The 15,187-nt window shown below is 59.1% G+C and carries 17 protein-coding genes and 1 pseudogene; 7 read left to right on the plus strand and 11 right to left on the minus strand.

Annotated features, from left to right (window positions below; all coding sequences use genetic code 11):
* Positions 1-79: 79 nt before the first annotated feature.
* From H3L94_RS03345 to H3L94_RS03365, 5 genes and pseudogenes are all read left to right on the plus strand, one after another.
* Positions 80-697: a riboflavin synthase subunit alpha gene (locus H3L94_RS03345; protein ID WP_182122653.1), complete on the plus strand. Its 618-nt coding sequence runs from the start codon at positions 80-82 to the stop codon at positions 695-697.
* On the plus strand, positions 697-1,299 hold the full coding sequence (locus H3L94_RS03350) for a lysophospholipid acyltransferase family protein (protein WP_182122654.1): 603 nt from the start codon (positions 697-699) through the stop codon (positions 1,297-1,299). Before H3L94_RS03345 ends, H3L94_RS03350 begins: the two co-directional genes overlap by 1 nt.
* A gap of 33 nt (positions 1,300-1,332) precedes the next feature.
* Positions 1,333-2,124: pseudogene (locus tag H3L94_RS03355) on the plus strand (RNA methyltransferase); the annotation flags it as partial.
* A gap of 263 nt (positions 2,125-2,387) precedes the next feature.
* Complete coding sequence (locus H3L94_RS03360; protein ID WP_182122656.1) at positions 2,388-3,230, plus strand: DUF1853 family protein; 843 nt, start codon at positions 2,388-2,390, stop codon at positions 3,228-3,230.
* Positions 3,231-3,402: 172 nt separating this feature from the next.
* Positions 3,403-3,900: a hypothetical protein gene (locus H3L94_RS03365; RefSeq protein ID WP_182122657.1), complete on the plus strand. Its 498-nt coding sequence runs from the start codon at positions 3,403-3,405 to the stop codon at positions 3,898-3,900.
* Between the two features lie 138 nt (positions 3,901-4,038).
* Here H3L94_RS03365 and H3L94_RS03370 read toward each other — a convergent pair whose 3' ends face one another.
* The 8 genes from H3L94_RS03370 to ubiB form a co-directional block, all read right to left on the minus strand.
* Entirely contained in the window at positions 4,039-4,668 is a 630-nt protein-coding gene (locus tag H3L94_RS03370; RefSeq protein WP_009119484.1) for a 3-oxoacid CoA-transferase subunit B, read from the minus strand.
* A gap of 13 nt (positions 4,669-4,681) precedes the next feature.
* Positions 4,682-5,380, minus strand: a complete 699-nt coding sequence (locus tag H3L94_RS03375; protein ID WP_009119483.1) for a CoA transferase subunit A — start codon at positions 5,378-5,380, stop codon at positions 4,682-4,684.
* Between the two features lie 132 nt (positions 5,381-5,512).
* The gene (gene argF / locus H3L94_RS03380; RefSeq protein WP_009119482.1) at positions 5,513-6,526 is read right to left on the minus strand and encodes an ornithine carbamoyltransferase; all 1,014 of its coding nucleotides are present in this window, start codon (positions 6,524-6,526) and stop codon (positions 5,513-5,515) included.
* A gap of 115 nt (positions 6,527-6,641) precedes the next feature.
* A complete protein-coding gene (locus tag H3L94_RS03385; RefSeq protein WP_009119481.1) occupies positions 6,642-7,208 on the minus strand; it encodes a DUF1287 domain-containing protein in 567 nt (188 codons plus the stop codon).
* 127 nt (positions 7,209-7,335) lie between these two features.
* Positions 7,336-7,785 (minus strand): membrane protein insertion efficiency factor YidD, encoded by a 450-nt coding sequence (gene yidD, locus H3L94_RS03390; RefSeq protein ID WP_182122658.1) that lies wholly within the window; start codon positions 7,783-7,785, stop codon positions 7,336-7,338.
* 18 nt (positions 7,786-7,803) lie between these two features.
* Positions 7,804-8,220, minus strand: a complete 417-nt coding sequence (locus H3L94_RS03395; protein ID WP_182122659.1) for a ClpXP protease specificity-enhancing factor — start codon at positions 8,218-8,220, stop codon at positions 7,804-7,806.
* Positions 8,221-8,284: 64 nt separating this feature from the next.
* Complete coding sequence (locus H3L94_RS03400; protein ID WP_182122660.1) at positions 8,285-8,890, minus strand: glutathione S-transferase N-terminal domain-containing protein; 606 nt, start codon at positions 8,888-8,890, stop codon at positions 8,285-8,287.
* 149 nt (positions 8,891-9,039) lie between these two features.
* A complete protein-coding gene (ubiB, locus tag H3L94_RS03405) occupies positions 9,040-10,539 on the minus strand; it encodes a ubiquinone biosynthesis regulatory protein kinase UbiB (protein ID WP_009119417.1) in 1,500 nt (499 codons plus the stop codon).
* Positions 10,540-10,912: 373 nt separating this feature from the next.
* On the opposite strand from ubiB, the gene adh reads away from it, so the two are divergent.
* Positions 10,913-12,433: an aldehyde dehydrogenase gene (adh, locus tag H3L94_RS03410; protein ID WP_182122661.1), complete on the plus strand. Its 1,521-nt coding sequence runs from the start codon at positions 10,913-10,915 to the stop codon at positions 12,431-12,433.
* 12 nt (positions 12,434-12,445) lie between these two features.
* On the opposite strand, the gene H3L94_RS12950 is transcribed toward adh, so the two are convergent.
* Together H3L94_RS12950 and hslV are read right to left on the minus strand one after the other, a co-directional pair.
* A protein-coding gene (locus H3L94_RS12950; protein WP_425325926.1) for an IS630 family transposase occupies positions 12,446-13,385 on the minus strand; the annotation gives its coding sequence in 2 pieces (ribosomal slippage) (positions 12,446-13,051 and positions 13,053-13,385; 939 coding nt in all).
* A gap of 145 nt (positions 13,386-13,530) precedes the next feature.
* Positions 13,531-14,064, minus strand: coding sequence for an ATP-dependent protease subunit HslV (gene hslV / locus H3L94_RS03420; RefSeq protein ID WP_040660350.1), 534 nt, complete (start codon positions 14,062-14,064; stop codon positions 13,531-13,533).
* A 78-nt stretch (positions 14,065-14,142) separates the two neighbouring features.
* Between hslV and H3L94_RS12330 the strand changes: the two genes are divergently transcribed.
* Positions 14,143-14,346, plus strand: a complete 204-nt coding sequence (locus tag H3L94_RS12330) for an ATP-dependent exonuclease (protein ID WP_244958867.1) — start codon at positions 14,143-14,145, stop codon at positions 14,344-14,346.
* A gap of 43 nt (positions 14,347-14,389) precedes the next feature.
* On the opposite strand, the gene H3L94_RS03425 is transcribed toward H3L94_RS12330, so the two are convergent.
* Positions 14,390-15,157 (minus strand): TatD family hydrolase, encoded by a 768-nt coding sequence (locus tag H3L94_RS03425; protein WP_182123088.1) that lies wholly within the window; start codon positions 15,155-15,157, stop codon positions 14,390-14,392.
* Positions 15,158-15,187: the final 30 nt, after the last annotated feature.

Raw genomic sequence — 15,187 nt, forward strand, 5'->3', positions numbered from 1 at the left:
CAGGTAGCCCGATGCCGCATCAGGCTACCTGAAAGCATGGGCATCGGCCATCGACCACATACACAAGGACCCATCAAATATGTTTACCGGCATCGTACAAGGCTTGGGCGAGCTGACCGCCGTCCGCCAGACCGCTCCCGATTTCCGCAGCCATACCGTGCGTCTGCCCGAGGGCGCGGCCGACCATTTGCAGATCGGCGCTTCCGTGGCGCACAACGGCTGCTGCCTCACCGTTACCCGCATCAACGGCAACGAGGCCGATTTCGACCTGATGGGCGAAACGCTGGCCAAAACCAATCTGGGTGAGTTAGAGGTGGGGGATGCGGTGAATATCGAACGCGCGGCCCGTTTTGGCGACGAAATCGGCGGCCATGTGATGAGCGGCCACATCATGGCGGTAACCGAGATTACCCGCATCGAGCAAAACGGCCCCAACCACACTGTGTGGTTGCGCCTGCCGGAAGCCTTGGCACCCTATGTGCTGAGCAAAGGTTTCGTCGGCTTAGACGGTTGCAGCCTCACCATCGGCGAAGTGCGCCGTGATGAATTCAATGTCCACCTGATTCCGGAAACCCTGTCGCGCACCCTGTTCGGCCGCCGGCAGGCGGGCGACAAGATCAATGTGGAAGTGGACCCGCACACGCAGGCGGTGGTGGATACCGTAGTCCGTGTTTTGGCGTCGCGGGAGGCGGGCTGATGTTGCCGTTGCCGCCCCAGGCGCCCCGCCGCAACGGCCGCCTCAGCCGCCGCATTGCCGCCATCTTGTTTCGCCTGCTGGGTTGGAAAGTCGGCGGCGCGATTCCCGATGTGCCCAAATGCGTGGTCATCGGCGCGCCGCACACCTCGAATTTCGACGGCCTGTACGCCTTGCCCGCTTTGCTGGCGATGGATTTGAAAATCAGCATCTTGGGCAAACAGAGCCTGTTTGCCATACCCGTATTGGCCGGGCTGATGCGTTGGCTGGGCGTGGTGCCGCTCGACCGCAGCAATGCCGGCGGGGTGGTGGCGGCCAGCATCGAGACGCTGCGCCAGAGCGAGCGGCTGTTTCTCGGCATCGCGCCGGAAGGCACGCGCCAGGCGGCCAAACAGTGGAAAAGCGGCTATTGGCGCATTGCGCGCGGTGCAGAGGTGCCGATCCTGCCGGCGGTCTTGGATTACGGGCGCAAAGAAATCCGCTTTCTGCCGCTGTTTTACCCCACTGACGACTTTGCCGCCGACCAGGCGGCCCTGATCGCGCTCTACCGCGGCGTGCGGCCCAAACATCCGCACCGTTTGTCGCTGCCTTTGCGCGGCGAATAAGGATTACCGATTTCCAAAGGCTACCTGAAACCCATGTCCGCCCCCCTTGTTCCCGATTATCTAGACCGCATCCACATTGTGTTGAGCCGCACCAGCCATCCGGCCAACATCGGCGCCGCCGCCCGCGCCATGAAAACCATGGGCTTGAGCCGGCTCACGCTGGTGTCGCCCAATCTGATGGCCACGCCGATGACGCCGCAGCCGCCGGTGTTCCGCCCCGAAGTCGCGGCCGACTTCGCATTGCCCGAAGAAAGCTTTATTCTGGCCTCCGGCGCGGCCGATGTTTTGGACAACGCCCGCATTGTGGCCGATTTGGACGAAGCCTTGGCCGACACCGTGATCAGCTGCGCGCTGACCAGCCGCCGCCGCGAATTGAGCGCGCCTTTGCAGACGCCGCGCGAACTGACGCCCGAACTGCTGCAGGCCGCGCAAAACGGTTTTCAGGTAGCCTTGGTGTTCGGCAATGAAACCTTCGGCCTGAGCATAGACGAAGTGCAGCGCTGCAACCGTTTGCTCACCATCAGCGGCAATCCCGCTTATTTCTCGCTCAATCTGGCGCAGGCGGTGCAGGTGGTGTGTTATGAAATTTTCAGCCAAACCGGTGTGCGCATGACGCAACTGCAGGCCGAAGCCGCACCGGCTACCCATGCCCAAGTGGCGGGCATGGTGGCGCATTTGGAAAGCGTGATGCAGGAATTGGACTTCTTCCGCCGCCGCAACGGCGAGCGCATGATCCGCCGCCTGCACAGCCTGTTTGCCCGCGCCGAACCCAGCAGCGAAGACATCGACCTCTTGCGCGGCTTTTTCCGCACCGTGTCCAAACGCGCCGGCCAGGCGGCCCTTGCGACACAGCCCTCCCACTCCTCGAAAGGACCAACCATGACCCAAGAAGACAAAAACCACACTTGCGATGTAACCCCCGCTGCTGAGATGGAGGCGGAAGAGCGCGAATTGATCATCGACGACTCCGTGGCCGATTTGATCGAATATGCCGACGGCCCGATAAGCGATGCCGAAATCGAAGCCGAACGGCTGCATCTTTCCGACATCAAACCCAAACCGGAAGACCACTGAGCAGGCCGCCGCAGATGAATTACGCGCTGGATGCCCTGTGGTGGCGCCTGCAAGACCCTGCCGTGCGCGATTTGGCCGCCGTGCTCACCGCACCGCCGCTGTGGCACAGTGGCCGCGAAGTGCCGGTGGCGGTTTTGCTGGGCGGGCAGGGTTTCCGCTTTTTATTGGCCTTGGACAATGACCCCTGGCTGCTGTACCGCCATTTGGCGCAGGAAGCACCGTTTACCCGCCGTTTGGGCCGTTATGCCGAAAGCCTGCTGGCGTTTTGGTTGGCGCACGCGCCGCACAGCGAATTGGTGGCGCGTCATCTGCCCTTGGCGGATGCGGACGGGCGCACCTTGGGCGAGGCCGATTTTCTCTGCCGCCTCAACGGCGAAGCGTGGCATATTGAGTTGTGCTGCAAATATTACGGCGGCCGTGCGGCGGCCGATTTTTGCGGCCTGAATGCGGACGACCGCCTGAGTGAGAAAGCCCGCAAGCTGCAACAGCAGATGCGCCTATTGCAACAGCCGGCCTTTCAAGCCGCTTATCCGCAGTATGCCGGCCAAGCCTGGCGCAGCGGCAGCGTAGTGCGCGGCATCGGTTTCAGTGAAGAGGGCGCTTTGAGCGGCAAACCGCTGAATTCCTACGGCTGGAGCGGCCGCCTGGTGGACGATTGGCGTGCGGTAGCCTTGGCGCCGCATCAGCGTTTTTATCCGCTGCCGCGCCTGGCCTATCTGGCGCCGGCCCGGGTGGCTGAAACAGAGGTATTGACGCCCAAAGCCATGGCCGAGCAGGGTAGCGGTTTGGCGGCCGTTGTGGTGCGCCGACCCGACGGCATGTGGCATGAAGAACAGCGGGTGATGTGCCGTTGCTGATGACTGCTGGACAGATGTTGGCCCGCTGTTGTTTACTGCTCCATGATGGCAACAGGCTACCTGAATCGTTTTCAGGTAGCCTGAGTCTTACCGTCTGAAGATAGCTTTTCTTTGTTAGGTCAATTTTGAGATAAACTGCTTATCAAACGGTGATTCTAAGGGTTAAGTGATTATGGAAATTGATGAGCTGAAGGATTTGATGATTGAGTATGAAATTGACGATATCCTATTTCCATATATAAAGAATCATTTGAAAGTTTTATTTGCAATCAGCACTGCCCTATGCACTGTATTGTATTTTGAATTTTTAGATTTTAGTATTGCTCGTATAACCCTTTTAATCAGTATGTTGTCAGGCGTAGATGGCTTCTTTAAGCTACTTTCAGTATTAAAAGAAAGGAAGATTGATAGGCATGATTTTTTTGATGAAATCTTTCCGTTAAGTGTAGATTCAGACTTTCAAATTTTCTTTCTCAAAAAACACCAAACTGCAGTGATTTATGTATTATGGTTTTTTTGGTTTATGTTCTGTTTAATGTCATTGGATGAGGTCAATCAATATTGGCTTTTTCTGATGAACTACCTAATGCTTGGGATCGGTGCTTTTTTTACCTTTTTTATAGGACTGCATTTTTATTATGTTTTTGCAGTCAAGCCCTACCAAGATTGATTGGTATTGATACGAATAGTGACGGCCGAATGGGTATGGTCGTCAGGGTTACGGTATAAAACAAGGCTACCTGAACTCCTTGGCTTCGCAGATAAGCGTTGCCGGTTTTCAGGTAGCCTTTTCGGGCAAATAGCTTAATCAGCGTTGGATGGTGACGCCGGTTTTGCTTTGCAGTTCTTCAAAGCTTACGCCGTCGGCCAGCTCCACCAATTTCAGGCCGCTGTCGGTCACGTCGAGCACGGCCAGGTCGGTGATGATGCGGTTCACCACTTTTTTGCCGGTCAGCGGCAGGTCGCATTGCGGTTTGATTTTGAAGGAGCCGTCTTTGGCATTGTGTTCCATCAGCACGATCACGCGCTGCACGCCGGCCACCAAATCCATGGCGCCGCCCATGCCTTTGACCATTTTGCCCGGAATCATCCAGTTGGCCAGATCGCCGTGTTCGGATACTTCCATCGCGCCCAAAATCGCCAGGTTCACTTTGCCGCCGCGGATCATGGCGAACGATTGCGAGCTGGAGAAAAAGCTGGCGCCGGTGGCGGCGGTCACGGTTTGTTTGCCGGCATTGATGAGGTCGGCATCGATTTCGGCTTCGGTGGGGAAGGCGCCGATGCCGAGCAGGCCGTTTTCCGATTGCAGCATCACGTCGATGCCCTCGGGAATGTAGTTGGCCACCAGGGTGGGCAGGCCGATGCCGAGGTTGACGTAAAAGCCGTCTTGCAGTTCTTGGGCGGCGCGTTGCGCCATTTGTTCGCGGTTCCAAGCCATCTGTGTGTTCTCCTTAAGCCGTGCGCACGGTGCGTTGTTCGATGCGTTTTTCGGGGGTGGCATTCACAATGATGCGGTGTACGTAAATGCCGGGCAGATGGATTTGGTCGGGATCCAGCGCGCCGTTTTCCACCACTTCTTCCACTTCCACAATGGTGGTTTTGCCGGCGGTGGCGGCATCGGGATTGAAGTTGCGGGCGGTTTTGCGGAACACCAGATTGCCGGATGGGTCGGCTTTCCAAGCCTTCACCAAGGCCACGTCGGCGGTCAGCGAACGCTCCAATACATATTCCAAACCGTCGAATTCGCGGGTTTCTTTGCCTTCGGCCACTTGGGTGCCCACGCCGGTGCGGGTGAAGAAGGCGGGGATGCCGGCGCCGCCGGCGCGCAGTTTTTCGGCCAAAGTGCCTTGCGGAGTCAGCTCCACTTCCAGCTCGCCGGAGAGGAACTGGCGTTCGAATTCTTTGTTTTCACCCACGTAAGAAGCAATCATTTTTTTGATTTGACGGGTTTTCAGCAAAAGGCCGAGGCCGAAGTCGTCCACGCCGGCATTGTTGCTGATACAGGTCAGGTCTTTCACCCCGCTGTCGCGCAAAGCCAGAATCAGTTGTTCGGGAATGCCGCACAGGCCGAAACCGCCGATGGCCAGGGTTTGGCCGTCTGCCACAACGCCCGCCAGTGCGCTGGCAGCATCGGGAAAAACTTTGTTCATGAAACCACTCCTGTAAGGTAAGGTTGTGTAAATGTCAAAAAGCAGGCGGATTACACCATAAAAGCGAAAAGCGGTGCAATCAGAATTTTTACTCTTATTCGAAAAATGCGGGCGGCATGCGGGTTGTGCGTTTTACCGCGGCGGGATGCCGGCCAGCGTGGCCACCAGCACGGCTTTGATGGTGTGCATGCGGTTTTCGGCCTGGTCGAACACGATGCTGGCCGGGCTCTCGAACACCGCTTCGGTCACTTCCACGCCGTCGAGGCCGAAGGTTTGGAAAATCCATTCGCCCACCTTGGTTTCGCGGTTGTGGAAGGCGGGCAGGCAGTGCATGAATTTCACTTGCGGATTGCCGCTGGCCGCCATCAGTTCGGCATTGACCTGATACGGGCGCAGCAGCCCGATGCGTTCGCGCCAGGCCGCTTCGGGTTCGCCCATGCTCACCCAAACATCGGTGTGGATGTAATCCACGCCGGCCACGGCTTCCTGCGGCTTGTCGGTCAGCAAAACCCTGGCGCCGGTGCGCTCGGCCGCGGCGTGCGCCCGTTCGATGACTTCGGGTGCCGGCCACAGGCTTTTCGGTGCGCCGATGCGCACGTCCATGCCCATCAGGGCGCCGATCAGCAGCAGGGAGTTGCCCATATTGTAGCGGGCGTCGCCCACATAGGCGTAGGCGATGTCCTGCACCGGCTTGTTGCAGTGCTCACGCATGGTGAGCAGGTCGGCCAGCATTTGGGTGGGGTGGAATTCGTCGGTGAGGCCGTTGAATACGGGCACGCCGGCATAGCGGGCCAGCTCTTCCACAATGGTTTGGCCGTAGCCGCGGTATTCGATGCCGTCGTACATGCGGCCCAATACGCGGGCGGTGTCTTTGATGCTTTCTTTGTGGCCGATCTGGCTGCCGGCCGGTTCGAGATAGGTTACGTTTGCGCCTTGGTCGTAGGCGGCCACTTCGAAGGCGCAGCGGGTTCGGGTGCTGGTTTTTTCGAAAATCAGGGCGATGTTTTTGCCGCGCAGCCAAGTGTGTTCCTGCCCGGCTTTTTTATCGGCTTTCAGTTTGGCGGCCAAGTCGAGCAACAGGCCGATTTCGTCTGGGCTGAAGTCCATTAGTTTGAGAAAGTGACGGTTTTTCAAGCAGGTATTCATGATATGAAGCCTTTCAGGTAGCCTGAACAACAAAAAATCAAGCAATCAGGAAAACAGAGCTTGCCGCGGCGCATGAGGCTACCTGAAACGGCAGCCCCGGTTCAAGCGCTTGCCGTCAGTGCGGCAGGCGGTAATGGCCGGTAATGCGGAAGCGGAACAGGATGTCCTCTTCCTGCGTGCCGCGGCCGATGTTGTGGATGATCAGCGGCCGCCCTTGGATTTTTCTGTCGGACACAATGCCGATGTGGCTTAAGCCGCGTCCCAAATCCCAGGTAACGATGTCGCCGGGGCGGTAGGGTGTTTGGGACACTTGGTAGCCTTTGCGTTGGAAATAGGTGGCGATATTGGGCACGCGGCGGTGGTCGATATTGCGGTCGGGGCGGCTGAGGCCCCAGTGACGCGGATAGGCGGAAAAATGGCGGCGCATGTCTTCGTGTATCAGTTGCTGCAAATCCCAGCCTTGGTGGCGCAGGGCGCGGATGACGACATCGGTGCAGACGCCGCGTGACAAGGGCACGTCGCCCATCGGATAAGTCAGGCGGCTGTAGGCGGGGTCGTAGGCGGTGGTGCGGCCGATCTGCCAGCGCGCATCCTGCACCAGCCGCAAGGGCTCCACCGCCCAAGCGGCCGGCAGCGCAAGCAGGCAGGCGAGAACACCAACAAAGCGCAGGAGAAAAGTCATAAAAGCTTCCGGTCGGAATAAAGAAAACTACCTCTGCACAAAGCAGAGGCGGAGTGGGTGGTGATGGGGCCGCGGTCAGCCGAATCGGTATTCTAACCGCACATCGGGCTACCTGAAAGCCTGCGGTTCAATCAATCAGAATGTCGGCGGGAAAACCCTGATTCTGTTTGCGCTTTTTCTCTTTCCGTTCCCAATCACAAGCGTCGCAACACTGCAGGCATTCGCAGCAGGAGAGCCATTTGGCGAAGCGGCCGCCGCAGTCGGTGTGTCTGCAGGCGTGGAAGTCGATATCGGCATCCGGCACGCAGTCGCAATCGCCGCGCTGATGGTAAGCGGGGCCGGTGCGGCGGCAGAGTTCGTTGCGTGCCGCACGGCAGCGGGCGAAGCGGCGGCGCAACGGCAGCCAGCTGTGCAGCAGGCCGTAACGGCGGATCAGGCGGTAGCCGACACCCGAGCAGCCGCTGCCGCCGTGGAGCAGGCGGTGCGGGCAGCCGTAGCCTTTGCGCGGCGACAGATGCCGCTGATAGGCGCGGATGGCGGCCAGCGCGGCGGCGGTAAATGGCTTGGGCATCGGCATGGTTCGCAGGCGGGCGGTTTATTTCACCAGCTTCAGGCCTTTGGTTTTTTTGGCCGGTTCGTCTGCCGAATCGTTGGTTTCGGCGGCTTCTTCGGCGGCTTGCCCGCTGGCGGAGCCGGGCGTGTAAGGCTCGACTTCAAAACCCATGCCTTCGCCGGTTTCGCGCGCATACAGGCTGATGACGTGGCCGACGGGAATCCAGATGTCTTGCGCCACGCCGCCGAAGCGGGCGGAGAAGTGTATCCAGTCGTTGTCGATGTGCAGATTGTGGCTGGCGGCGGGGCCGATATTGAGCACAATCTGCTGCTCCTGCACAAACTGCATCGGCACTTTGGTGTGCTCGTTTACCCACACCATCACATAGGGCGTGTGGCCGTTGTCCACGCACCATTCATACAGCGCGCGCAGGAAATAGGGTTTGGTGGAGGTGCTCATGGGGGGCTCCTAAACAGTTCAGGCTACCTGAAAGCGTTTCAGGTAGCCTGCGAAAGTGCAGAGATTAACGGCGCATGGCTTTTTCGGCAGCGGTGAGCGCGGAGATAAAGGATTCGCGTTGGAAAATGCGTTCGGCGTATTTCAGAATCGGGGCGGCAGATTTGCCCAGCTTGATGTCGTAATGGTCCAAACGCCATAGCAGCGGGGAGAGCGCCACGTCGATCATGGAGAAGTCGTCGCCCAGCACGTATTTGTTTTTGGCAAACGCCGGTGCCAGCAGGGTCAGGCCCTGGCTGATGGCCTCGCGGGCTTTGGCCTGCTCTTTGGCGCTGGATTCGGGGCTTTCCAGCACTTGTGCGTGGCTGAACAGCTCTTTTTCCATGCGGAACAGCACCAAGCGGCCGCGGCCGCGCATCACGGGGTCGCCGGGCATCAGCTGCGGGTGGGGGAAGCGTTCGTCGATGTATTCGTTGATGATGTTCGATTCGTGCAGCACCAAATCGCGCTCCACCAATACCGGCACTTGGTTGTAGGGGTTCATCACCGCCAAGTCTTCGGGCTTGTTGAACACATCGACATCTTTGATTTCGAAGTCCATGCCTTTTTCATACAGCACAAAGCGGCAGCGGTGGCTGAAGGGGCAGGTGATGCCCGAATATAAAGTCATCATGATGCAGTATTCCCTTGTTATTTTTCGGATAACGCTTCAATAGCGGACGGGCGCATTATAGCTTTTGCTCGGCAGAATGGCTAGGAAATGTATTTAATTCAATGATTTTTATAGATAAAGTTGGTATTTCTGCTAAACGGTGCTCGGGCTTATTTGAACAGCACAATCAGCACCAGTGCCAAGGCAATCACGCCCAGCCACAGGTTTTGCCGCTGCTGGGTTTTCACCAAATGGATGTAGGCATCGCGCATTTCCTGTTGGCGGGTTTCGTCCACCAGCATATTGAGTTTGCGCGGCAGCGAGGGCAGGATTTCGGCCCAATCGGGCGCTTCCTGTTTCAGGTTGCGCCACAGGGCTTTGGGGCCGACCTGTTCGTCCATCCACTTCATCAGAAACGGTTTGGCGGTGGCCCACAAGTCGAGATTGGGGTCGAGCTGGCGGCCCAGCCCTTCGATATTGAGCAGGGTTTTTTGCAGCAGCACCAGCTGCGGTTGGATTTCCACATTGAAGCGGCGGCTGGTTTCAAACAGGCGCATCAGCACCAGGCCGAAGGAGATTTCGGCCAGCGGCTTGTTGAAAAACGGCTCGCACACCGCGCGCACGGCGGATTCCAATTCCTCCGCCCGCGTATCGGGCGGCACCCAGCCGCTTTCGATGTGGGCGGTGGCCACGCGGTGGTAGTCGCGGTTGAAAAAGGCGAGAAAGTTGATGGCCAGATAGCGTTTGTCGTAGTCGGTGAGGCTGCCGACGATGCCGAAATCCAGGGCGATGTAGCGGCCGTCGTCGGCCACCAGAATATTGCCCGGGTGCATATCGGCGTGGAAAAAACCTTGCCGGAATACTTGGGTGAAGAAGATTTCCACGCCGTACACTGCCAGCGTGGGCAGGTCGATGCCTTTGGCGCGCAGGGTGTCGATGTCGGCAATCGGCGTGCCGTCCATCCATTCCATGGTCAGCACGTCGCGGCTGCAGTAGTCGTAAAACACTTTGGGCACAATCAGCATGTCGCTGTTTTGGAAATTGCGGCCGAGCTGGCTGGCGTTAGCCGCTTCGCGCAGCAGATCCAACTCGTCGTGCAGGTATTTGTCGAATTCGGCCACCACTGCGCGCGGCTTGAGGCGTTTGCCGTCGGGCAGCAGGCGCTCCAGCAGCCAGGCGCCCACCCGCATCAAGGCCAAATCCTGTTCGATCACCGGCGTCAGATTCGGACGCAGCACCTTCACTGCCACCGCTTCGCCGCTGTGCAGGCGGGCGCGGTGGACTTGGGCGATTGAAGCGCTGGCCACCGGTTCGGTTTCGAATGCGGCAAACAATTCGTGCACCGGTTTGCCCAAAGACTGCTCGATCTGGCGGCGCGAGAGGTCGGCATCAAACGGCGGCACTTTGTCTTGCAGCTTGGCCAATTCCAAGGCGTATTCGGGCGGCAGCAGGTCGGGGCGGGTGGAGAGCACCTGGCCGAGTTTGACGAAAATCGGCCCCAGGCTTTCCAACGCCAGCCGCAGGCGCACCGGCAGCGGCGTTTCCCGTGCTTCTGCGGCGCAGGGCAGGCGTCGCAGCCAGGCCGCTTTGGGCTGGCCGGCCAAGAGGTCGGTAAGGCCGTAGCGGTAAACGGTTTTGCCGATAACGGTAAAGCGCGAAAGCCATTTCATCTGGAAGCATCCCGAATGTCGAAAAGGCGTGATTATAAGGCAAAGGCTACCTGAACAGCGCGTTTCAGCTAGCCTGAGGGGGCGGTTGGTGATGTGCCGGGGCGCGGAAGGTGGCGCATTTCTGCGTTGTGCCTTTATGCCCCAGCGTTCACGTTCGCTGCGCTGTTGCGCTTTGGGCTGTATCCGCATCTGGGTGCTTTGCAAAGGTTTCAGGCTACCTGAACGCTTCAGGTAGCCTGTTTGCCTTATGTTGCGGTGCAGATGGCCTTGACCGGCAAAATCCCTTATGTTGCGTTTCATCGCCGGTTTGGGAGCGGGTTTCCAGGCCGGTACCGTTTCCGGCCGCGGGCCGCACAACCAGAGGAGAACAGCGATGAAATACGCAGCACCCAATACCGCAGGCAGCATTGTTCAGTTCAAGGAGAAATATGATAACTACATCGGCGGCCAGTGGGTGCCGCCGGTGGGCGGCGAATATTTCGACGACATCAGCCCGGTGAACGGCAAGCCGTTTGCCAAGGTGGCGCGCTCGCAAGCGGCCGATGTCGAAAAAGCGCTGGACGCCGCCCACGCGGCCAAGGCGGCCTGGGGCAAAACCAGCGTGGCCGAGCGCAGCCATATTTTGCTGAAAATCGCCGACCGCATCGAGCAGAATCTGGAAAAAATCGCCGTGGCCGAAACTTGGGAAAACGGCAAGCCGGTGCGCGAAACCCTGGCTGCCGACATTCCGCTGGCGGTGGACCATTTCCGCTATTTCGCCGGCGTCATCCGCGCGCAGGAAGGCGGTATTTCCGAAATCGACGACAACACCGTGGCCTACCATTTCAACGAGCCTTTGGGCGTGGTGGGGCAGATTATTCCGTGGAACTTCCCGCTGCTGATGGCCACCTGGAAGTTGGCGCCGGCCTTGGCCGCAGGCAACTGCATCGTGCTCAAGCCCGCCGAGCAGACGCCGGTAACGATTATGTATCTGATGGAGCTCATCGGCGACTTGCTGCCGCCGGGGGTGGTGAACGTGGTCAACGGTTTCGGCGTGGAATGCGGCAAGCCCTTGGCGCAAAACCCGCGCATCGCCAAAGTGGCGTTTACCGGCGAAACCGGCACCGGCAAGCTGATCATGGGTTATGCCACCGAAAACATCATTCCGGTTACGCTGGAATTGGGCGGCAAAAGCCCGAGCATTTTCTTTGAAGACGTGATGGATGCCGACGACGACTTTTTCGACAAATGCCTGGAAGGCTTTGCCATGTTCGCTCTCAACCAAGGTGAAGTGTGCACCTGCCCGTCGCGGGTGCTGATTCAGGAGTCGATTTACGAGCGCTTTATCGAGCGCGCCATCGCGCGGGTGAAAGCCATCAAAGTGGGCGACCCGCTGGACACCGACACCATGGTGGGCGCCCAAGCCAGCCGGGAGCAGTTCGACAAGATTTCGGGCTACCTGAAACTGGGCCGCGAAGAAGGCGCCGAAGTGCTCACCGGCGGCGCGGCGCGGCAGGAAGGCGGCGATTTGTCGGGCGGTTTCTACATCGAACCCACCGTGTTCAAAGGCCGCAACGATATGCGCATTTTCCAGGAGGAAATCTTCGGCCCGGTGGTGGCGGTGACCACCTTCAAAGACGCTGAAGAGGCGCTGGCGATTGCCAACGACACCATCTTCGGTCTCGGCGCCGCCGTATGGAGTCGCGACATGAACACCTGCTACCGCATGGGCCGCGGCATCCAGGCCGGCCGGGTGTGGACCAACTGCTACCACCTCTACCCGGCGCACGCGGCGTTTGGCGGTTACAAAAAATCGGGCATCGGCCGCGAAAACCACAAAATGATGCTGGCGCATTACCAGCAAACCAAGTGTATGCTGGTGAGCTATTCGCCCGGTAAGCTGGGTTTCTTCTAGAGAAATTTCGATTTAATTCATTACATACCCAGCTGATTTGAAGTAATTGGCACACTCTTGAGCCGAGAACAGATCAACCAGCTGCCCCATGCGCCGCCACAGCGCACCCACCGTGCGCTCCCCGGCCCTGCGCAGCAGGGCCTTGAACTTGGCAAAAAGCTTCTCAATGGGGTTCAGATCCGGCGAGTACGGCGGCAGATAGCGAATGCTGGCGCCCACGCCTTCGATGGCTTCTCGCACGCCCGCCACTTTGTGGCTGGAGAGGTTGTCGGCAATGACGATGTCGCCAGGGCGAAGTGTCGGGCACAGAAAGGTTTTGACCCACTCCAGAAACAAGGCGCCATTGATGGGGCCATCGGTCACCATCGGGGCCGTCAGCGCATCACAGCGCAAGGCGGCAATGAAGGTGCTGGTTTTCCAGTGTCCATGCGGAGCACTGGCCACGCAACGCTGCCCGCGTGGGGCCCGCCCGCGCAGCGGCGTCATGCAGGTGCTGCTCCAGGTCTCGTCCAGAAATACCAGGCGCCTGGCATCGAGCCGGGCCTGCTGCTGTATCCAGCTCGCCCGTGCCTGCTGCACGTCTTCACGCTCCTGCTCGCTGGCGTGCAGCGTTTTTTTTGAAGCTCAGCCGCCATTTGTTGAGCTGGTGCCACAACGCCGAGGGTTTGATGCTGATGCCATGCTCGCCCAAACGCTCGCACATTTGCACCAGTGTCAGGTCGGGCTCGGCCTTGATCCAGTCGCCAATCATGCCCTGCACAGGCGCCAGCCGGGAGATGCGCTTGCCGCCTTGCTGCCTGCTGCTGCGCTCGCCTTCTTTTTCGAAGCCAGCACGCACGCGATATACCCACATGCGGCTGACTTCATAACGACGGGCAATGGCGCTGAGGCGCTCTCCGCGCTCCAGCGCTGCCAGCACTCGGTCTCGAAGGTCTTGCGAATAGGCGCGCATCTCATACTCCGGCTGCCAGAAAAAACCTATTATGTAATGTTTTTAGTCGAAGTTGCTCTAAATCTAAATCTCAACCGTTAATCGCATAAAGCCAAACAGGCTACCTGAAACTTTCAGGTAGCCTGTTTCGGTTCGGTACGGCGGTTTACAGGGTTTCGATGGTGTGGCGGTCGTTGGTGTACACGCAGATGTCGCCGGCGATTTCCAGCGCTTTTTTCACCACGGTTTCCGGCGGCAGCTCGGTGTTTTCCATCAGGGCGCGGGCGGCGGCTTGGGCGAAAGAGCCGCCGCTGCCGATGGCGGCGATGCCGCCTTCCGGCTCCAGCACATCGCCGTTGCCGGTGATGATGAGGGTGCTGTTTTTGTCGGCCACAATCAACATGGCTTCCAAGCGGCGTAGGGCGCGGTCGGTGCGCCATTCTTTGGCCAGCTCGATGGCGGCCACGGTAAGCCGGCCTTGGTGTTTCTGCAGTTTGGCTTCAAACAGCTCGATCAGGGTGAAGGCATCGGCGGTGCCGCCGGCAAAACCGGCCAAAACGGTGTTGTGGTGCAGTTTGCGCACTTTGCGCGCGGTGGCTTTGACAATGGTGTTGCCCAGGCTGACCTGGCCGTCGCCGCCGATGGCAACCTGTTGGCCGCGGCGGACGGAAACAATGGTGGTGCCGTCGAATTGTTGCATGGTGTGCTTTCTGAAATCGGAAACAGGGATGGGCGCCATATCGGGGCGGGGCGGCGGATTTCAATTTGCCTGCCGGAGATGGAGGCTGGCAAAGGGTTCAGGCTGAGACCTTTGCAATACCCCCATCTGCGGCGCATTTCTGCGTTGTGCGCTGCTCGCTCGCTTGCCTATCTATATGATATGTCTGTCCCACGGGGATTCCTGGCGTTCACGCTCGCTGCGCTGCTACGCCTTGAACTGCATCCACATCTGGGAGTTTTGCAAAGGTCTCAGGCTACCTGAAACCGGCGGCCGCGCCCATGCTGCCTATGGAACGGCTTTTATTTTAATGGCGCGGCACCTTGGCAAATAGGCGGTAGAAATTGTCGGTGCTGGCTTGGGCAATCTGCTCGAAAGGCTCGCCGCGCAGTTGGGCGATGAATTCGGCGGTGTGGCGCACATAGGCCGGCTCGTTCGGTTTGCCGCGTTTGGGCACGGGAGCGAGGAAGGGGGCGTCGGTTTCCACCAGCAGGCGGTCGAGCGGCACATAGCGGGCGGCTTCCTGAATGGCGGCGGCGTTTTTGAAGGTGACGATGCCGGAGAAGGAAATGTAAAAGCCCAAATCCAGCGCCAGCTTGGCCACGCGCACATCTTCGGTGAAACAGTGGATGACGCCGGCGTGGGCGTTTTCTTCGCGCAACAGGCGCATGGTGTCGTCGGCGGCGTCGCGGGTGTGCACGATCAGCGGCAGGCCGCTTTGGTTGGCGGCTTGGATGTGGCAGATAAAGCGGCGGTGCTGCCAGGCCAGATCGCCTTTGCACCAATGGTAGTCGAGCCCGGTTTCGCCGATGCCCACCACTTTGGGCAGGGAGGCGCGTTCAAGCAATTCGGCCAGGCTGAATTCGGGGGTGTCGGGGTCGTCGGGGTGGATGCCCACGGTGGCGTAAATGCGGTCGTGGGCTTGGGCGATGGTGTGGATTTCGTCGAAACTTCGGCGGCTGACGCTGATGGCCAGCGCTTTGCTGACGCCGGCGGCGGCCATATTGTCGAGCACTTCGGGGAGGCGTTCGGCCAGGCCGGAAAAATTGAGGTGGCAGTGGGAATCGATCAGCATAGGGCAAGATAGGGAAGGCATTTCAGGCTA

The sequence above is a fragment of the Neisseria shayeganii genome, assembly GCF_014054965.1.
In the GTDB taxonomy this organism is placed as follows: domain Bacteria; phylum Pseudomonadota; class Gammaproteobacteria; order Burkholderiales; family Neisseriaceae; genus Eikenella; species Eikenella shayeganii.